This is a genomic window from Pseudomonas sp. TSRC2-2, assembly GCF_049897785.1.
Classification (GTDB): Bacteria; Pseudomonadota; Gammaproteobacteria; order Pseudomonadales; family Pseudomonadaceae; genus Aquipseudomonas.
Window position 1 is genome coordinate 289,135 of sequence record NZ_JAFCWZ010000003.1, and the last position, 19,495, is coordinate 308,629.

The window sequence follows — 19,495 nt, forward strand, 5'->3', positions numbered from 1 at the left end:
TGGAAACGTTCAAGACTGGGAATAATCTCTGGCGCCGAACAGTGCGGTACCGATCCGCACCCAGGTCGCGCCCTGGGCAATCGCCGACTCGAGGTCGTGACTCATGCCCATCGAAAGTGTGTCGAGCGGCAGGTCGAGGCTGGCCTGCAACCGCTGTACGGCAGCAAAAGCGGCATCCTGCTCGGCGCGCTCTTCGGTCGGCTCGGGAATCGCCATCAACCCGCGCAGTTTCAGCCGGGGCAGAGCGCTGATGGCATCGGCCAGTGCTGGCAGATCGGCCGCAGTGCAACCGGATTTGCTCGCTTCGCCGCTGACATTCACCTGAATACAGATGTTCAGTGGCCCAAGCGTAGCCGGGCGTTGTTCCGACAGGCGTTGTGCGATTTTCAGACGGTCCACGGAGTGCACCCAGTCGAAATGCTCGGCGATCGCGCGAGTCTTGTTCGATTGAATGGGGCCGATGAAGTGCCAGATCAAGGGCAGGTCGGCCAACTCCAGCTGTTTGCCGAGGGCCTCCTGGAGGTAGTTCTCGCCGAAGTCGCGCAGGCCGGCGGCATAGGCTTCACGCAGGGCCTGGGCGGGTTTGGTCTTGCTCACGGCGAGTAGGTGGACGCTGTTTGCAGGGCGTCCGGCAGCGGCTGTCGCGGCCTGAATGCGTGAACTAACGAGGGCGATGTTGTCTGCTATGGTGGACATCAAGAGGCGCCGGCGGTCTGTAGGTTCGCGGCATTCTACTGGAATTGAGGGACGCTATGGATATCACTGAACTGCTGGCCTTCAGCGCCAAACAGGGCGCTTCCGACCTGCACCTGTCGGCCGGCCTGCCACCGATGATCCGTGTCGATGGCGACGTGCGACGGATCAATCTGCCGGCGCTGGATCACAAGCAAGTGCACGATCTGATTTACGACATCATGAACGACACCCAGCGCATCGAATTCGAGAAAAATCTGGAAACGGATTTTTCCTTCGATGTGCCCGGTGTGGCGCGGTTTCGGGTCAACGCGTTCAACCAGAACCGTGGCGCCGGCGCGGTATTTCGCACCATTCCATCGAAGGTGCTGAGCATGGAAGACCTCGCCATGGGCGATGTTTTCCGCAAGATCACCGACGCGCCGCGCGGGCTGGTGTTGGTCACCGGGCCCACCGGCTCCGGCAAATCGACCACGCTGGCGGCGATGATCGATTACCTCAACACCCATCGCCATCACCACATCCTCACCATTGAAGATCCCATCGAGTTTGTTCACGAATCGCGCAAATGCCTGATCAATCAGCGCGAAGTCCATCGCGATACCCGCAGTTTCGCCACCGCGCTGCGTTCGGCGCTGCGTGAAGATCCGGACGTGATTCTGGTCGGCGAGATGCGTGATCTGGAAACCATCCGCCTGGCGCTGACCGCCGCCGAGACCGGGCATCTGGTGTTCGGCACGCTGCACACGACCTCGGCGGCGAAGACCATCGACCGCGTGGTCGACGTGTTTCCCGGCGATGAGAAGTCTATGGTGCGCTCGATGTTGTCGGAGTCGCTGCTGGCGGTGGTCTCGCAGACGCTGATCAAGAAGATCGGCGGTGGGCGGGTGGCGGCGCACGAGATCATGCTGGGGACGTCGGCGATTCGTAACCTGATCCGCGAGGACAAGGTGGCGCAGATGTATTCGGCGATTCAGACCGGTGGGTCGTTGGGCATGCAGACACTCGATATGTGCCTGAAGGATCTGGTGACCAAAGGCTTGATCAGCCGCGAGCATGCGCGGGAGAAAGCGCGCACACCGGATAATTTTTAACCGCCAGAAGCAAAAGATCGCAGCCTTCGGCAGCTCCTACAATTGGAATGCATTCCCCTGTAGGAGCTGCCGAAGGCTGCGATCTTTTGGTCTTTTAGCGCTGGACTACACGCAGTTGCTGTTGTTCTTTCGGCAGTACGCGCTTGGCCACGACGTAATGCTTTTGCCAGTACGGCTTGTTCAGCGTGTCGATGCTCACCGATTTGCCCCGGCGCGGGGCGTGGATGAAGCGGTCGTTGCCCAGGTAGATGGCAACGTGATTGACCCGACGGCTCTTGATGTTGAAGAAAATCAGGTCGCCCGGCTTCAGATCCTTGCGCTCGACTTTCTCGCCGTGGCCGCTGGCCATGGCGTTGGAGGTGCGTGGCAGGTCGAACGTGGCATCGTTGAACGCATATTTCACCAGACCGCTGCAATCGAAGCCTTTACTTGGGCTGCTGCCGCCCCAACGATAAGGTGTACCGAGGACGTTTACCGCACGGCTGAGCACATTGCTGCTTTCCTTGCTCGCCATCGGTGGCACCAGCTTGCTGTGGCTCTTGCTGCTCAGCGTGGTGGTCTTGCTCTTGCTGCTTTTGCTCGAAGGAGCCGAAGCATGGGATTTAGGGGTGAAGCCGTTGACGTTGGGAAGACGTTGCTCACGATTGGTGGCGTGGGCGGCCAGTGGCATTAATAGGCAAATAGTCAGCCATGTCTTGAAAAATGGTCGCATTAGGCGTGGCTCATAAGTGATAGCGCGCAACTTTATAACAGCTTTTTTTGCCGTTCCGGGGCCGTTCATCGATTCAATCGGCTGGTTGCGGAACCAAAAACGCTCAAAAAGTACGCAGTTGTCCGACAGAAGTCAGGTTCTACAAGGGTTTCGCGCTAGCAACGGTAACATTTGCCATACGTCGGCTACCTGTAAAAAAGTCACAAAGAAATGAAGAATATTTATCTATCGAGTGCAATGAGGTCTTAATGAACAGCTATCAGCTCCCCCGCGTTAAGGAAAAAGACACTCACAGCAAAGTCATCGGCTACCTGTTGTGGATCTTCGGATTCACGGGCGCGCACCGCTTTTATTACGGTAAGCCGGTGACCGGGACGATCTGGTTCTTCACCTTCGGTTTGCTGGGGATTGGCTGGCTGATCGACGTGTTTCTGATCCCGGCGATGGACCGCGAGGCCGACCTGCGTTTTGCCGCCGGGCCGATCGAGTACAACGTCGCGTGGATCCTGCTGACCTTCCTAGGCGTATTCGGCGTGCACCGCATGTATCAGGGCAAATGGATCAGCGGCTTGCTGTATCTGCTGACCGGCGGGTTGTTCTTTATTGGCGTGCTGTATGACTTCTGGACGCTGAACGATCAGGTGTCGGTGCGTAACGCGCACAATCGCGGCGCTTTCCAGTAAGTCATTGCCAGATCAAAAGATCGCAGCCTGCGGCAGCACCCACAAGTTGGAATGCATTCCATTGTAGGAGCTGCCGCAGGCTGCGATCTTTTGCTTATCAGGCTTGGTGGCTGATCCGCCCATCCACCAGCGTATAGCGAACTACACCCGGCAGGCTGTGGCCAATGAACGGGCAGTTCTCGCCCTTCGACAGCCACTGTTCACCGGCCACCGTCGACGCTTGCGGGTCGAACAGCACGATATCCGCCGCCCCACCTGCCGCCAGTTTGCCCGCCGGCAGGCGCAGCGCTTCGGCCGGCCCCGCGCTCAGGCGGGCCAGCAGTGTCGGCAGGTCGAGCAACCCATCCTCAACCAGCGTCATCGCCAGTGGCAGCAGCAACTCAACACTGCTGATCCCCGGCTCGGTGGCGCCGAACGGCGCCAGTTTGGCGTCGCGCTCGTGGGGTTGGTGATGGCTGGAGATCGCCGAAACCACGCCGGACTTCACTGCGTCACGCAGGCCATCGCGGTCGGCACGGGTGCGTAGCGGCGGTTGTACGTGGTAGAGGCTGTTGAAGTCGATCAGCGCTTCGTCAGTCAGAATCAGCTGATACAACGCCACATCGGCGGTGACTTTCAGACCCCGGGCCTGTGCCTGGGCAATCAGCGCCACACCGCGCGCACTGGTCAACTGACTGAAATGCGCGCGCACGCCGGTCTGTTCGACCAGCAGCAGATCGCGAGCGAGCGCCACGGTTTCGGCAGTTTCCGGGATGCCCGGCAGACCCAGGAAACTGGCGACCGCGCCTTCGTGGGCCAGACCGCCCTCGGCCAGATCGTGATCCTGCGAGTTGAAAATCACCGTCAGGTCAAAAGTTGCCGCGTATTCCAGCGCCCGGCACAGGGTGCGGCTGTTGCGGAAGCTTTCCAGACCGTTGCCGAACGCCACGCATCCGGCGTCGCGCAAGGCCACCAGTTCGGCCAGTTGCTCACCGTCCAGACCTTTGCTCAGCGCGCCAATCGGGAACACCTTGGTGTTGCCGGCTTCGCGGGCGCGGTCGAGGATCAGTTCAGCCACCGCCGAGGTGTCCAGCACCGGTTTGGTCTTCGGCGGGCAGCACAGGCTGGTCACGCCACCGGCAGCGGCGGCGCGGGTTTCGCTGACAATCGAGCCTTTGCGGCTGTAGCCCGGCTCGCGCAGGGCGACGTTGAGGTCGACTAGGCCAGGCGCGGCGACGAGGCCTTGGGCATCAATGGTTTCTACGGCGTTGAAACCGGACGGTGCAGCGCCGAGGGCGACGATCTTGCAGGCTTCAACGTGAATATCGGTGACTTGATCCAGCCCGCTGGCAGGATCGATGACGCGTGCGCCGAGGATGCTGAGCTTCACTGGGCGTTCTCCTGCTCGAATTGACGTTGCGCGGTCTGCCCGCTCATGGCCATGGACAGCACGGCCATGCGAATGGCGATGCCGTAGGTGACCTGATTGAGGATTACCGAATGCGGGCCGTCGGCCACCGCCGACTCGATCTCCACACCACGGTTGATCGGTCCCGGGTGCATGACGATGCAATCGGGTTTGGCCCCGGCCAGACGCGCAGTGGTCAGGCCGAACAAGCGATAGAACTCGCCTTCGCTCGGCAGCAGGCCGCCGGTCATGCGTTCGCGTTGCAGGCGCAGCATGATCACCACGTCGACGTCTTTCAGGCCTTCGGCCATGTCGGTGTAGACCTTGACGCCGTATTGCTCGATGCCGATCGGCAGCAGGGTTTTCGGCGCGATCACACGGATGTCCGGGCAGCCGAGGGTCTTCAGCGCGAGCATGTTCGAGCGCGCCACCCGTGAATGCAGGATGTCGCCAACGATCGCCACCGAGAGGTTTTCGAAACCGCCCTTGTGCCGACGGATCGTGAGCATGTCGAGCATGCCCTGGGTCGGGTGCGCATGCCGGCCGTCGCCGCCGTTGATGATTGCCACCTGTGGGCAGACATGTTCGGCAATGAAGTGCGCCGCGCCCGAGTCACCGTGGCGCACGACGAACATGTCGGCGGCCATCGCTTCGAGGTTGCGCAGGGTGTCGAGCAGGGTTTCACCTTTGCTGGCCGACGAGGTCGACACGTTCAGGGTAATCACGTCCGCCGACAACCGCTGGGCCGCCAGTTCGAAGGTGGTGCGGGTGCGCGTAGAGTTTTCGAAGAACACGTTGCACACGGTCTTGCCGCGCAGCAGCGGGACTTTCTTCACCGCCCGGGCGCCGACTTCGAGGAACGAGTCGGCAGTGTCGAGGATTTCCGTCAGCAACTCGCGGCGCAAGCCGTCGAGCGAGAGGAAGTGGCGCAGCTGGCCCTGATCATTGAGCTGCAGCGGGCGCTTGGTATCTGGAGGCGTCATCGCGAGGGGGACTCTCAATAGGGCGGATTAAAGGGTGACGTCTTGCAGTTCGAGGGTCAGCGGCTCGGGGCCGGACAACTTGACCCGCTGGTTGCCGGCCAGGCTCAGAGTGGCGCCGACCACGTTCGGACGGATCGGCAGCTCGCCGGCGTCCAGGTCCAGCAGGCAGACCAGCGTCACGCTGGCCGGGCGGCCGTAATCGAACAGTTCGTTCATCGCGGCGCGAATGGTCCGACCGCTCATCAGCACGTCGTCGATCAGCACCAGATGCTGGCCTTCGATCTCGAAGGGCAGGGCGGACGGGCGCACTTGCGGGTGCAGGCCGTTCTGGCTGAAGTCGTCGCGGTAGAAGGACACATCCAGCGTGCCCAGTGGCGCATCGCTGGCCAGTTCCTTGAGCAGCGCCTGCGCGACCCAGATGCCGCCGGTGCGGATGCCGATGTAACGCGGTTCGCTGATGTCACGCTGGGCAAGGTGCGCCTTGAGGCGGGTCGCCATCTGGCTGATCAGATCGGCGGGATTGGGCAGGCTCATGGTTGCTCCTTCGTGATTCCGCGCTGCGTCCTGCCGGACGAAGCTCGGTTTATAACCAAAAGAAAAGCGCCGAAGCGCTTGTCAGGATTCAAACAATGCAGTGTTTTCATCGAGCCAGCCCTGCAGCAGCAGGGCGGCGGCGATGGCGTCCACCGGGTTGTCGCGGTAACTGCCTTTCTGCCCGCCACGCACCAGTCGCTCGCCCTTGGCTTCGAAGGTGGTCAGGCGCTCGTCGTGGGTATAGAAGGGCAGGTTGTAGCGGCCGTTGAGGCGGCGGGCGAACTTCTCGGCGCGTACGCACATGTCGCTGGGCGTGCCGTCCATGTTCAGCGGCAGGCCAACCACCACGGCGTCGGGTTTCCATTCTTTTATCAGCGCTTCGACCTGATCCCAGTTCGGCACGCCGTTCTGCGCTTTAAGGGTGCACAGCTCGCGGGCCTGGCCAGTGATGACCTGGCCGACAGCGACGCCGATCTGTTTGGTGCCGTAGTCGAAGCCGAGAATCAGGCGCAGGGCCATCAGGCGTGACCTGCCTGGCTGGTGAGCAGATTAAGGTCGATGCCCAAGTGCCGTGCCGCCGCTTCGAGGCGCAATTCACTGCGGGTGTTGAACAGGATGTCGGCATCGAACGGGCACGTCAGCCAGGCGTTGTCGGCCAGCTCGGCTTCCAGTTGCCCGGCCTCCCAGCCGGCGTAACCGAGGGTGATCAGGCTTTGCGCGGGGCCGATGCCGTCAGCGATGGCGAACAGTACGTCCTGCGAGGTCGACAGGGCCAGATCACCGTCGAGCTGCGCGGTAGCCTGGAAGGTCTGGCCCGCCGGGTGCAGGACGAAACCACGATCGGTCTGCACCGGCCCGCCGATGAAGATCGGCACATTCTGACAGCGCGCCGGCGGCTCGATGTCCGGGCGCAGCTGTTCGAGGATGTCGGCCAGGTTCAACTCTTGCGGCCTGTTGACCACCAGCCCCATCGCGCCATTGGCCGTGTGCTCGACGATGTAGGTCAAGGTGTGGGCAAAGTTCGGGTCGGCCATGTGTGGCATGGCGATCAGGAAGTGATGCTTGAGGTAGCTGGGGCTGACGTTTTTCATGAGCGCTAGTGTGGCGTCGTGGGGGCAAACTGACAAGCTGAGGCTTTAAAAGATCGCAGCCTTCGGCAGCTCCTACAGAGTGTACGCAGGCCCACTGTAGGAGCTGCCGAAGGCTGCGATCTTTTGATTTTGCTCTTAATTGCTGGACAGTTTGTCGCCCCGGGCAAATTTCCAGGTGCGGATGATTTCCAGTCGGTCGATATCCGACAGATCGCCGGTAAACGGTGCAAACGGCGCAGCGAGGCGAACGATGCGCTGCGCCGCCTGATCGAGCAGCGGCTGGCCGGAGGACTCCAGCACCAGCACTTCATACAGCGAGCCGTCGCGATTGATCGAGACCATCAGGCGCAAATTGCCGTAAATCTGCTTGCGCCGCGCTTCTTCGGGGTAATTGAGGTTGCCGATGCGCTCGACTTTCTTGCGCCAGTCGTCCTTGTACCAGGCGCCCTTGTCGCGCATGGTCGAGGCGGCGCTCAAGCGGTGGATGCGCGGGCGTTTGGCGTACAGCTGTTGTTCCTTGGCCAGCTCCGCTTCGAGGCTGGCGATGTCGCTGGACAGCTGCGAGCTGTCGAACGCCGGCGCGTCGATGGTCGGTTTGACCTCGGTTTTGCTTTCTTCTTTTTTGGTCGGCGCTTTTTTTGGTTTCGGCGCAACGGTGGTCACCGCTGCCTTTGGTGCGGCTTCCTGCACCTCTGGCTTGGCCGCGGGCGGCGGGGTGACTTTCTTGACCTGATTGTCCTGGAATGGCGCGACTTCGGTGGTTTTGGGCAGGGCTTTCTTGTCCAGCGTGCCGCTGCCTTCCTGGTTTTCCTGGGCGAGGAAATCAGCCTTTTCCGGCTTCTTCTCGGCTTTGAAAGTCGCCAGGGTGATTTCCAGGGTTTTGCTGATCTGCTGCGGCTCGACCATGGTGAAGCCGACGCCCAGCAGCAGCGCCAAATGAATCAGCGCCGCCAGAAACAGAGTAAAACCGAGGCGATCGGCCGGGCGCACGCCGCGATGGGCGAGTTCAGTGGGCAGATCGGACGGGAGGGTCATGACAAGAAAACCAACATCGCGTTTTTCAGAGGCTGCGCATGATAACGCAATGTTGGTTTCGCGCCTTGGGCTTCACGCTTCAAGCGACAGACTGCATGTGACGTGCATCAAGCTTGTGGCTTTTTGCCGGCCGCTTGCAGCTTTTTATCGATCGCATCCATCAGCATCCCGCCAATATCAGTGCCGAACGCATTGTCGATTTCGCGAATGCAGGTCGGGCTGGTGACGTTGATTTCGGTCAGGTGCTCGCCGATCACGTCGAGGCCGACGAACAGCAGGCCTTTTTCGCGCAGGGTCGGGCCGACCTGGGCAGCGATCCAGCGATCCTTCTCGGTCAGCGGCCGCGCTTCGCCACGGCCACCAGCGGCGAGGTTGCCACGGGTTTCGCCCAGCGCCGGGATCCGCGCCAGGCAGTAGTCCACTGGCTCGCCATCGATCATCAGGATGCGCTTGTCGCCATCGACGATCGCCGGCAGGTAGCCTTGAATCATGATCTGCTGCTTGCCATGCAGGGTCAGGGTTTCGAGGATTACCGAGAGGTTCGGGTGGCCGGCGGTGTGGCGGAAGATCGACGAGCCGCCCATGCCGTCCAGCGGTTTGAGGATCACGTCGCCGTGATGGTCGGCGAACTGGCGCAATACGTCCGGGCGGCGGCTGACGATGGTCGGTGGCGTGCACTGCGGGAACAGCGTGGCGAACAGCTTTTCGTTGCAGTCGCGCAGGCTCTGCGGCTTGTTTACCACCAGCACGCCGGCGGCTTCGGCCTGTTCCAGCAGGTAAGTGGAATAGACGAACTCCATGTCGAACGGCGGATCCTTGCGCATCAGGATCACGTCCAGGTCGCTCAGCAGTTTGTCCTGCTCGGCGTCCAGTTCGAACCATTTGTCCGGGTTGGCGAAGACTTTCAGCGGCGCCATGCGCGCCCGCGCCTGACCTTCGGCCTGATACAAATCCTTCTGTTCCATATAGAACAGTTCCCAGCCACGCTTCTGCGCGGCCAGCAGCATGGCCAGCGAGCTATCCTTTTTATAGGAGATGCTGGCGATAGGGTCCATGACAATCCCGACGCGAACGCTCATTGGGTTTTCCTCGAAATTTGGCTACCGGATCGGTATTGAAAAAGTGCCGCCAGAGTGGCGCCGGGCGGGTTTCGGGTCAAGGAAAAACCCGTCGATAGATTGCATCTGGAGACTGTGCTAAAAAGGCTGGCAGATCGCGCCGACCCTTGGCTATCAAGGGTTTCAGGCCATTATTCACGGCAAAACGGACAATTTGATTCGCAAAGGCGACGGTAGAACCCTCTTATGGAACAGCAGTCCAGCGCCTTGAAGGTCATGGTGATCGACGACTCGAAAACGATTCGCCGCACCGCCGAAACATTGTTGAAGAACGTCGGTTGCGAAGTGATCACCGCCATCGACGGTTTCGATGCGCTGGCGAAGATTGCCGACCACCATCCCGGGATCATCTTTGTCGACATCATGATGCCGCGTCTCGATGGTTATCAGACCTGCGCTTTAATCAAGAACAACAGCGCCTTCAAGGCCACGCCGGTGATCATGTTGTCCTCGCGCGACGGGCTGTTCGACAAGGCCAAGGGGCGGATTGTCGGTTCTGATCAATTTCTGACCAAGCCGTTCAGTAAAGAAGAACTGCTCAACGCGATCCAGGCCCATGTTCCGGGCTTTGCCGCCGTTTTGCCGCAGTAAGACACGCACAGTGACGCTCGGCCAGCGGGCCGGCAGTCGACCAGAAAAATGGGGAAGACCATGGCACGTATCCTGATCGTCGATGATTCGCCGACTGAAATGTACAAACTCACCGGCATGCTCGAAAAGCACGGCCATGAAGTGCTCAAGGCCGAGAACGGCGCCGACGGCGTGGCCCTGGCCCGTCAGGAAAAACCCGATGCCGTGCTGATGGACATCGTCATGCCCGGCCTCAACGGTTTTCAGGCGACTCGGCAGCTGACCAAGGATGCCGACACCGCGCACATCCCGGTGATCATCATCACCACCAAGGATCAGGAAACCGACAAGGTCTGGGGCACCCGTCAGGGCGCCAGGGATTACCTGACCAAACCGGTCGACGAAGACACCCTGATCAAGACCCTGAACAACGTACTCAAAGGCTGATCGCGCAATCATGAGCGAATCGCTGACCGCGTTCGAACTGCTCTGGCAGATCGACCAGCGCTGCCGCTTGCTGGCGGCGGATCTGCCCTCGCAAGCGGCGCGCCCGGATCGCTGGAGCGGGATCGGCTTTCGCCTCGGCGAGCATTGGTATGTGGCGCCGATGGGCGAAGTCAGCGAAGTCCTGCACGAGCCGCGCTTCACCCAGTTGCCCGGGGTCAAGCCGTGGGTCAAGGGTGTCGCCAATCTGCGCGGGCGGCTGCTGCCGATCATGGACCTGTGCGGGTTCTTCGGCCATGAGCTGTCGCCGCTGCGCAAACAGCGGCGGGTATTGGTGGTGGAGCATGAAGACGTGTTCGCCGGGGTGATGGTCGACGAGGTGATCGGTCTGCAGCATTTCGAACAGGGCAGTTTCGAGCCACTGTCGATCAGCAAGCGCCAGGGCTCGAAGGCCGAATTCGTCAAAGGCTATTTCCGCCGCGAACAGAACTGGCGGGTGTTCAGCCTGTTCGCACTGGCCAAATCCCCGGTATTCATGGGTGTGGCGGTATAGCAAGTACAACACTTCCCCCTGTGGGAGCGGGCTTGCTCGCGAATGCGGTGGGTCAGTCAATCCATGTGTCGGCTGACCTACCGCATTCGTGAGCAAGCCCGCTCCCACATTTGAAGGTGGCGGGTTTCATAGGCGAGGACCGATGACAACAGCAAAAACAGGCAAGTCGGCAGAAGCATCGCGCAGTCGTGCGCAGATCATCGTGCTGTTTATCGCGCTGATCGTGTTCATCATGCTGCTGTTCGCCAACTTTGCTTACCTCAACACCCAGGCGAACTACGACAAGCAGTACATCGGCCACGCCGGTGAGCTGCGCGTGCTCTCACAACGCATCGCCAAGAATGCCACCGAAGCGGCGGCGGGCAAGGCGGCTGCATTCAAACTGCTCAGCGATGCGCGCAACGATTTCGCCCAGCGCTGGGGTTACCTGAAAAAAGGTGATCCGAATACCGGCCTGCCGCCGGCACCCGTCGCCGTGCGCCCGGAAATGCGCGCGGTGCAGATGGACTGGGAACGCCTGCTGAAAAATACCGACGCGATCCTCACCAGCGAACAGACCGTGCTGTCGCTGCATCAGGTCGCCGCGACACTTGCCGAAACCGTGCCGCAGTTGCAGATCGAATACGAAAAAGTCGTGGAAATCCTCCTGCAGCGTGGCGCTCCGGCGGCGCAGGTGGCGATGGCGCAAAGGCAATCGCTGCTGGCTGAACGCATTCTCGGCGCGGTCAACACCGTGCTCGCTGGTGACGAAAACTCGCAACAGGCTGCCGACGCTTTTGGCCGCGACGCCGCGCGTTTCGGCCTGGTGCTCAACGGCATGTTGCAGGGCAACCCTGCGCTGAAAATCAGCCAGGTCGAAGACCGTGACGCCCGTGCGCGTTTGAGCGAAATCTCCGAACTGTTCCAGTTCGTTTCAGGCTCGGTGGATGAAATCCTCGAAACCTCGCCAGAGCTGTTCAAGGTGCGCGAATCGGCGAGCAACATCTTCACCCTGTCGCAAACGCTGCTCGATGAAGCCTCGCACCTGGCCACCGGGTTCGAGCATCTGGCCGGCGGACGCAACACCGATACGATTGGCGGCTATGTGCTGGGCCTGCTGGCGCTGGCCTCGATCATCCTCATCGGTCTGGTCATGGTCCGCGAAACCAATCGCCAATTGCGCGAGACAGCCGAGAAGAATGAGCGTAACCAGAACGCGATCATGCGCCTGCTCGACGAAATCGAAGACCTCGCCGATGGCGACCTCACCGTGACCGCTTCGGTGACCGAAGACTTCACCGGCACCATCGCCGACTCGATCAACTATTCCGTCGACCAGTTGCGCGATCTGGTCGCCACCATCAACCTCACCGCCGGCCAGGTTGCCGCCGCCGTGCAGGAAACCCAGGCCACCGCCATGCATCTGGCCCAGGCCTCGGAGCAACAGGCCCAGCAGATTTCTGAAGCCTCGACAGCGATCAGCGACATGGCCGAGTCCATCGATCAGGTCTCGGCCAACGCTGCCGAATCGTCGGCGGTGGCCGAGCGTTCCGTGGAAATCGCCAACAAGGGCAACGAGGTGGTGCACAACACCATCCACGGCATGGACAACATTCGCGAACAGATTCAGGACACCGCCAAGCGCATCAAGCGCCTCGGCGAGTCTTCTCAGGAAATCGGCGACATCGTCAGCCTGATCGACGACATCGCCGACCAGACCAACATCCTCGCCCTCAACGCAGCGATCCAGGCATCGATGGCCGGGGATGCCGGGCGCGGTTTTGCCGTGGTTGCCGACGAAGTGCAGCGGCTGGCCGAACGTTCCTCAGCCGCGACCCGGCAGATCGAAACCCTGGTGCGGGCGATTCAGGCCGACACCAATGAAGCGGTGATTTCCATGGAACAGACCACCACCGAAGTGGTGCGCGGCGCGCGACTGGCGCAGGATGCCGGTGTGGCCCTGGAAGAAATCGAAGGCGTGTCGAAAACCCTCGCGGCGCTGATCCAGAGCATTTCCAACGCGGCGCAGCAGCAGACGTCTTCGGCCGGGCAGATCTCGCTGACGATGAATGTGATCCAACAGATCACCTCGCAAACCTCGTCGGGATCCACCGCCACCGCCGAGAGCATCGGCAACCTGGCGAAAATGGCCAGTCAGTTGCGCCGTTCGGTGTCCGGTTTTACCTTGCCGGCGGCGACAGATAAAGCGTGAGTGGAGTGGTTATGGGTGATCGGCACGACTATGTGGCCCTGGAGTGGGTCAAGGGCGAAATTGCCGAAACGCTGAAGCTGGCGCATCAGGCGATCGAAGCCGTGCTTGACGATCCGCAGGCTCTCCCCGGGCTGGACGAGTGCCTGGCGTACATTCATCAGGTCCACGGCAGTCTGCAAATGGTCGAGTTCTACGGCGCAGCGTTGCTTGCCGAAGAAATGGAGCATCTGGTTGAAGCCCTGCAACATCAACGCGTGCCGCACCGCGACGAAGCCCTGCACCTGATGCTGCAAGCGCTGGGGCAATTGCCGGCGTACCTCGACCGCGTGCAGAGCGCCCGCCGTGACCTGCCGCTGGTGGTGCTGCCGCTGATCAATGATCTGCGCAGCGCTCGCGGTGAAAGCCTGCTGGCGGAAACCAGCCTGTTCAGCCCGCCACTGCCCGGGTTGGCGCCGCTCGGCGACGAGGCACTCGCGGCACTGGAACCGCCTGATCTGCCGAACGTGCTGCGCAAGCTGCGGCAGACGCTGCAAGTGGCCTTGGTCGGGCTGCTGCGCGAACAGGATGACCAGATGCACCTCGGTTATCTGGCCAAGGTCTTCACCCGCCTTGAAGCGCTGAGCGGCGACGCGCCGTTGAGCCCGTTGTGGCAGGTCGCCTCGGCGTTGGTCGAGGGCATGCGCGAGGGCGCCATCGCCAACAGTCCAGCGCTGCGCAGCCTGTTCAAGGACGCCGACACAGAGCTCAAGCGCCTGCTCGATCAGGGGATGCGTGGGCTCAACCAGCCGGCTCCGGCCGACCTGCTGAAAAGCCTGTTGTTCTATATTGCCAAGGCCGAACATCCCACCGGGCAGATGCTGACCATGAAAGATCGCTACTCCCTGGACGACGCGCTGCCCGACAGCGCGATGGTCGACGAAGAGCGCGTACGCCTCGCCGGCCCCGACCGCGATGCCATGCGTTCGGTGCTGGCAGCGCTGTGCGAAGAGCTGGTGCGGGTCAAGGAGCGCCTCGATCTGTTCGTGCGCAGCGACCGCCAGCACGCCTCGGATCTGGACAGCCTGCTCGCACCGCTGCGGCAGATCGCCGACACCCTTGCGGTGCTGGGTTTCGGCCAGCCGCGCAAAGTCATCATCGACCAACTGGCGGTGGTCCTCAGCCTTGCTCAGGGTCAGCGCGAACCGAACGACGCAATCCTCATGGACGTCGCCGGTGCCTTGCTCTATGTCGAAGCGACACTGGCCGGCATGGTCGGCACGGTCGAGACGCAAAGCGCCGACGACGCGCGCCTGCCGACCACCGACCTGACGCAGATCCATCAGATCGTGATCAAGGAAGCACGTATCTGCCTGCAACAGGCCAAGGACATGATCGTCGATTACATCGACGCCGATTGGGACCGCCAGCATCTGCAACCGCTGCCCGAGCTGCTGACCCAGGTGCGTGGCGCGCTGGCGATGATTCCGCTGGCCCGCGCGGCGAGTCTGGTCGAGGCCTGCAACGGTTTCATTCGCGAGCATCTGATGCTCGATGCTCATGAGCCTGGCTGGGAGCAACTCGATCATTTGGCCGATGTGATCAGCAGCCTCGAGTATTACCTCGAACGCTTGAGCGATGACCCGCAGGCGCCCGCCGAGCATCTGCTTGATGTCGCGCAGAACAGCCTCGCCAGCCTCGGCTTCTTTGCCAGTGAGCAGCCCGGCGAACCGCAAGTGCCGGTGCTCGATGAGGTGCTCAGCCCCAGCGAAGCGCAGGTCATGCAGAACCTGCAGACCCTCGATGATCCGCAGGTCGTGCAGTCGCTGGCCGAGGTGCTGGCCAGTCCGGTTTCGACGCTCAACCCGCCGGCACGCACTACACCTGGCAGCCTGATGCCGCCGCCGGCGGATGAAGAACCGGTCGACGATGAACTGCGCGAAGTGTTCCTCGAAGAAACCGACGAAGTCCTCGCGGTCCTCCACGAATACCTGCCGCGCTGGACCGCCAATCCGCAGGACCGCGCCGCGCTGACCGAGCTGCGCCGGGCGTTCCACACCTTGAAGGGCAGTGGGCGCATGGTCCGTGCGTTGATCCTCGGCGAACTGGCCTGGGCGGTCGAAAATCTGCTCAATCGCGTACTCGAACAAAGCGTCGAACCTGGCGCAGTGCTGCGCCAGTTGCTCGGCGACACCGTGTTGCTGCTGCCCGAGCTGATCAATGAATTCGCCACCCAGCGTCAGCGTCAGCGCAGCGACGTCGATCAACTCGCCGCCCGCGCTCACGCGTTGGCCAAGGGTGATCAACCGCTGGCCGCCGAAGACACCGACGACGTCGCCGCACTCGATCCGCTGCTGCTGGAAATCTTCCGCAAGGAAGCCGAAACCCACCTCGCCAGCCTCAACCGTTTCCTCGATCAGGCCGCCGAGCAGGTGCCGTTGCAGGCCAGCGATGAACTGCAACGCGCACTGCATACGCTCAAGGGCAGCGCGTCGATGGCCGGCGTAGTGCCGATGGCCGAACTCGCAGCGTCACTCGATCAACTGGCCCGCGAATTCAAGGCGCATCAGTTGCCGCTGGATCTGGATGAGGTCGAATTGCTGCTCGAAGCCGAGGGCTTGTTCCGCGTCGGTCTGCGCCAGCTCAAACACGATCCGCTGGCGCCGATTGTCGGGGCGCAGTCGCTGATCAAACGCACCGAGGCGCTGCTCGCCGAACGCCTGCAAGCAGGCTCCGATGGCGCTGACAGCGGCCGGCGGCTCAAGCGCGATCCGCAACTGATCAATAACTTCCTCGCCCAGGGCATGGACATCCTCCTCGACGCGGAAAACCTCTTGCAGCGTTGGCAGCAGCACCCCGGCGAACGCCAGGAACTCAGCGCTTTGCTCGATGAGCTGACCACCCTGGGCGAAGGCGCACACCTTGCCGATCTGCTGCCGGTTGATGGCTTGTGCGAAGCCTTGCTCGACCTGTATGGCGCGGTGGAAGAAAGCAGTCTGGCGGTCAGCGAGCGGTTTTTCCACGAAGCGCAGCTGGCCCACGAAGCGCTGATCAACATGCTCGACGAGCTCGCTGCCGGCCAGGAGATCACTGCGCAGCCAGAGCGAATTCGAGCGTTGCAGGAACTGCTCGACGAAGGCCTCGACCCGGCTTCGATGGGCCTGATCCGCAGCGACGGCAGCCGCACCCTGGACATTCGCGAATTGGGCAGCGCCACCGCGCAATTGCAGCAATCGGCTGCCGCGCTCGCGCCTGACGACGAGATTGTCGAAATCTTCCTTGAAGAGGCGGTGGATATTCTCGACAGCGCCGGGCAGGCCTTGCAGCGCTGGCTCAATGACCCGGACAACGCCGCGCCGCTGTCGTCTTTGCAGCGCGACTTGCACACGCTCAAGGGCGGTGCGCGCATGGCCGAGGTCGAGGCCGTCGGTGACCTTGCCCAGGAACTGGAAAATCTCTACGAAGGGCTGGTCGATCGGCGCTACAGCCACAGCGGCGCGCTCGAAGGTTTGCTGCAGCAAAGTCACGCGCGGTTGGCGCAGATGCTCGAGCAACTGCAAGCGCATCAAGCGCTGACCGCGGCGCAGGATCTGATCGACGCGATCCGTCAGTTGCGTCAGGGTCAGGCCGCCAGCGAATCATCCCCCGCAGCGGTCGAACACGACAACGCCGGGCATGATCCGGAGTTGCTGGAGATCTTCCTCGAAGAAGGTTTCGACATCATCGAAAGCTCCGGCGCCGCGCTGTTGCGCTGGCAGGCCGAGCCGGGCAACCGTCAGGAAATCGAAACCCTGCTGCGCGATCTGCACACCCTCAAGGGCGGTGCGCGGATGGTCGAAATCGGCCCGATCGGCGACCTCGCCCATGAGCTGGAATTTCTCTACGAAAGCCTTTCCACCGGTGCGCTGCAACCGTCTGCCGAATTGTTCGCCCTGGTGCAGCGCGGACATGACCGGTTGGCGCAGATGCTCGACGGCGTGCGCGCCGGGCAACCGTGCCCACCGGCCGATCGGCTGATCAGCGCGATCCAGAATTTCAGCCATCCGGCGCAGGTTGAAGCGCCGCCGGCGCCAGCTCCCGTGGTCAAGCCTGAGGCTGCGCCACCGCCCGCCGATGCTGGGGCGGACATGGTCAAGGTCTCGTCCGAACTGCTCGATGAGCTGGTCAACCTGGCCGGGGAAACCTCGATCTTTCGCGGGCGAATCGAGCAGCAGGTCAACGATGCGCAGATTGCCCTCAACGAGATGGAAACCACCATCGAACGCATGCGCGATCAGTTGCGCCGCCTCGATACCGAAACCCAGGGGCGCATTCTCAGCCGCCAGCAAGTCGATGGTGAACGTCTCGGTTACGAAGACTTCGACCCGCTGGAAATGGACCGCCATTCGCAGTTGCAGCAACTGTCGCGGGCACTGTTCGAATCCGCCTCGGACCTGCTCGACCTCAAGGAAACCCTCGACCGCCGCAACCACGATGCGGAGAACCTGCTGCAGCAACAGGGGCGGATCAACACTGAATTGCAGGAAGGCCTGATGCGCACGCGCATGGTGCCGTTCGAACGCATGGTGCCGCGTCTCAAACGCATCGTTCGTCAGGTCGCCGAAGAGCTGGGCAAGGATGTCGCGTTCGTCGTCGGCAATGCCGATGGCGAGATGGATCGCAACGTGCTGGAGCGCATGGCCGCGCCGCTGGAACACATGCTGCGCAACGCCGTCGACCATGGCCTGGAATCCACTGAAGTGCGGTTGGCGGCAGGTAAACCGGCGCAAGGGCAGATCACCCTCGATCTGTCGCGCGAGGGTGGCGATATTGTTTTCGACATCCGCGACGACGGCGCCGGGGTGCCCCTGGAAGCCGTGCGGCGCAAGGCGATCAAGCGCAGCTTGCTCGCGCCCGACGCCGAGATCAGCGACCGCGATGTGTTGCAGTTCATCCTCCAGCCGGGTTTCTCCACGGCGGAAAAGATTACCCAGATTTCCGGGCGTGGTGTCGGCATGGACGTGGTCCACGAAGAAGTGCGACAGCTCGGCGGCAGCATGAGCATCGATTCGGTGCCGGGGCAGGGCGTGCATTTCCGTATTCGCCTGCCGTTCACCGTGTCGGTCAACCGCGCGTTGATGGTGCAGTGCGGTGAGGATCAGTACGCGATCCCGCTGAACACCATCGAAGGCATTGTGCGTGTGTTGCCGAATGATCTGGAAGGGCATTTCCGTCACGATCCGCCGCGCTACGAGTATGGCGGTCAGCGTTACGAGCTGTGTTATCTGGGCGAGCTGCTGAAGACGGCGCCGCGGCCGAAACTGCTCGGGCAGAACCTGCCGTTGCCGGTGCTGCTGGTGCATTACAACGACCGCCACATTGCCGTGCTGGTGGATGCCATGGCCGGCACCCGCGAGATCGTGGTCAAAAGCCTCGGCCCTCAATTCGCGGCGGTGCAGGGCGTGTCGGGGGCGACGATTCTCGGCGATGGCCGGGTGGTGCTGATTCTGGATCTGCTCGCACCGATCCGGGCGATGCAGGCGCGGTTGGCGCAAGAGCCGGCGCGCACGGAGATCGACAGCGAACCGCACAAGCCGCTGCTGATCATGGTTGTCGATGACTCGGTGACGGTGCGCAAGGTCACCAGCCGTTTGCTGGAACGTCACGGTATGAACGTGCTGACCGCCAAGGACGGTGTCGATGCGATGCTGCTGCTTGAGGAGCACATGCCCGATCTGATGCTGCTCGACATCGAAATGCCGCGCATGGACGGCTTCGAGGTCGCCACCCAGGTACGCGCCGATGAACGCCTGCGCCATCTGCCGATCATCATGATCACCTCGCGCACCGGGCAGAAACACCGCGACCGCGCCATGGCCATCGGCGTCAACGACTACCTCGGCAAGCCGTATCAGGAATCGGTGTTGCTGGAGAGCATCGCCCAGTGGAGCCAGAAACATGCATGAGCACCGACTCAACCCGCGCAACAGCCAGCTCACCGGGCTGCTGCTGCCGCTGGCCGATCGCAATCTGATCCTGCCCAATGTCGCCATCGCCGAGCTGATCGACTACCAGGCCAGCGCCTTCGACCTCGACACCCCGCCGTGGTACCTGGGGCGGGTGAAGTGGCGCGAGCGGCAGATCCCGCTGATCAGCTTCGAGTCGGCGTGCGGGCAGAAAATCGTTATCGGCGAACGGGCGCGCATGGTCATTCTCAATGCTCTGGGCGGCTTGCCGGAGCTGAAATTCATCGCACTGCTGGTGCAGGGGATTCCTCGGTCGTACAAGCTGGACAGTCAGTTGAGTTACGTGGATGTGCCGTTGTGTGCGCTGGAGCAGGCGGCGGTGCAGGTGGGCGAGCAGGTGGCGAAGGTACCGGATTTGTTGGGGCTGGAGCGGTTGTTGGTGGAGGCTGGCCTGGTTAACTGATTTGCAGTTGGTGGTGTCCTGAC

Annotated in this window: 17 protein-coding genes; 8 read left to right on the forward strand and 9 right to left on the reverse strand. The window is 62.0% G+C overall.

Annotation, left to right across the window (positions count from 1 at the left end; genetic code table 11):
- Positions 1-9: 9 nt before the first annotated feature.
- Entirely contained in the window at positions 10-696 is a 687-nt protein-coding gene (locus ACP7D9_RS07360) for a YggS family pyridoxal phosphate-dependent enzyme (RefSeq protein WP_426156457.1), read from the reverse strand.
- A gap of 56 nt (positions 697-752) precedes the next feature.
- Here ACP7D9_RS07360 and ACP7D9_RS07365 point away from each other — a divergent pair, with 56 nt between their 5' ends.
- A complete protein-coding gene (locus ACP7D9_RS07365; protein WP_016772732.1) occupies positions 753-1,787 on the forward strand; it encodes a type IV pilus twitching motility protein PilT in 1,035 nt (344 codons plus the stop codon).
- A 94-nt stretch (positions 1,788-1,881) separates the two neighbouring features.
- On the opposite strand, the gene ACP7D9_RS07370 is transcribed toward ACP7D9_RS07365, so the two are convergent.
- Positions 1,882-2,499, reverse strand: coding sequence for a C40 family peptidase (locus tag ACP7D9_RS07370; protein ID WP_101161233.1), 618 nt, complete (start codon positions 2,497-2,499; stop codon positions 1,882-1,884).
- 248 nt (positions 2,500-2,747) lie between these two features.
- On the opposite strand from ACP7D9_RS07370, the gene ACP7D9_RS07375 reads away from it, so the two are divergent.
- Positions 2,748-3,182, forward strand: coding sequence for an NINE protein (locus ACP7D9_RS07375; protein WP_101161231.1), 435 nt, complete (start codon positions 2,748-2,750; stop codon positions 3,180-3,182).
- A 97-nt stretch (positions 3,183-3,279) separates the two neighbouring features.
- Here the strand turns inward: ACP7D9_RS07375 and ACP7D9_RS07380 are convergent, their stop codons facing one another.
- The 7 genes from ACP7D9_RS07380 to gshB form a co-directional block, all read right to left on the reverse strand.
- Entirely contained in the window at positions 3,280-4,551 is a 1,272-nt protein-coding gene (locus tag ACP7D9_RS07380) for a dihydroorotase (protein WP_426156460.1), read from the reverse strand.
- Positions 4,548-5,552, reverse strand: coding sequence for an aspartate carbamoyltransferase catalytic subunit (locus tag ACP7D9_RS07385; RefSeq protein ID WP_101161225.1), 1,005 nt, complete (start codon positions 5,550-5,552; stop codon positions 4,548-4,550). Before ACP7D9_RS07385 ends, ACP7D9_RS07380 begins: the two co-directional genes overlap by 4 nt.
- Positions 5,553-5,579: 27 nt before the next feature.
- Complete coding sequence (pyrR, locus tag ACP7D9_RS07390; protein WP_130902720.1) at positions 5,580-6,086, reverse strand: bifunctional pyr operon transcriptional regulator/uracil phosphoribosyltransferase PyrR; 507 nt, start codon at positions 6,084-6,086, stop codon at positions 5,580-5,582.
- A gap of 81 nt (positions 6,087-6,167) precedes the next feature.
- Entirely contained in the window at positions 6,168-6,605 is a 438-nt protein-coding gene (gene ruvX / locus ACP7D9_RS07395) for a Holliday junction resolvase RuvX (RefSeq protein ID WP_041476809.1), read from the reverse strand.
- Entirely contained in the window at positions 6,605-7,177 is a 573-nt protein-coding gene (locus ACP7D9_RS07400) for a YqgE/AlgH family protein (RefSeq protein ID WP_312999658.1), read from the reverse strand. The genes ruvX and ACP7D9_RS07400 overlap by 1 nt, the downstream gene beginning before the upstream one ends.
- Positions 7,178-7,312: 135 nt before the next feature.
- Positions 7,313-8,212 (reverse strand): energy transducer TonB, encoded by a 900-nt coding sequence (locus ACP7D9_RS07405; RefSeq protein WP_101161217.1) that lies wholly within the window; start codon positions 8,210-8,212, stop codon positions 7,313-7,315.
- Between the two features lie 107 nt (positions 8,213-8,319).
- Entirely contained in the window at positions 8,320-9,291 is a 972-nt protein-coding gene (gene gshB / locus ACP7D9_RS07410) for a glutathione synthase (protein WP_101161214.1), read from the reverse strand.
- Between the two features lie 225 nt (positions 9,292-9,516).
- On the opposite strand from gshB, the gene pilG reads away from it, so the two are divergent.
- From pilG to ACP7D9_RS07440, 6 genes are all read left to right on the forward strand, one after another.
- Positions 9,517-9,921, forward strand: a complete 405-nt coding sequence (gene pilG / locus ACP7D9_RS07415; protein ID WP_016772743.1) for a twitching motility response regulator PilG — start codon at positions 9,517-9,519, stop codon at positions 9,919-9,921.
- 60 nt (positions 9,922-9,981) lie between these two features.
- Entirely contained in the window at positions 9,982-10,347 is a 366-nt protein-coding gene (gene pilH, locus ACP7D9_RS07420) for a twitching motility response regulator PilH (RefSeq protein ID WP_101161212.1), read from the forward strand.
- 10 nt (positions 10,348-10,357) lie between these two features.
- The gene (locus tag ACP7D9_RS07425; protein ID WP_101161210.1) at positions 10,358-10,897 is read left to right on the forward strand and encodes a chemotaxis protein CheW; all 540 of its coding nucleotides are present in this window, start codon (positions 10,358-10,360) and stop codon (positions 10,895-10,897) included.
- Positions 10,898-11,039: 142 nt separating this feature from the next.
- A complete protein-coding gene (locus ACP7D9_RS07430) occupies positions 11,040-13,088 on the forward strand; it encodes a methyl-accepting chemotaxis protein (RefSeq protein WP_101161207.1) in 2,049 nt (682 codons plus the stop codon).
- Positions 13,089-13,099: 11 nt separating this feature from the next.
- Positions 13,100-19,009, forward strand: coding sequence for an Hpt domain-containing protein (locus tag ACP7D9_RS07435; RefSeq protein ID WP_426156465.1), 5,910 nt, complete (start codon positions 13,100-13,102; stop codon positions 19,007-19,009).
- Positions 19,002-19,472: a chemotaxis protein CheW gene (locus ACP7D9_RS07440; protein WP_426156467.1), complete on the forward strand. Its 471-nt coding sequence runs from the start codon at positions 19,002-19,004 to the stop codon at positions 19,470-19,472. The genes ACP7D9_RS07435 and ACP7D9_RS07440 overlap by 8 nt, the downstream gene beginning before the upstream one ends.
- Positions 19,473-19,495: the final 23 nt, after the last annotated feature.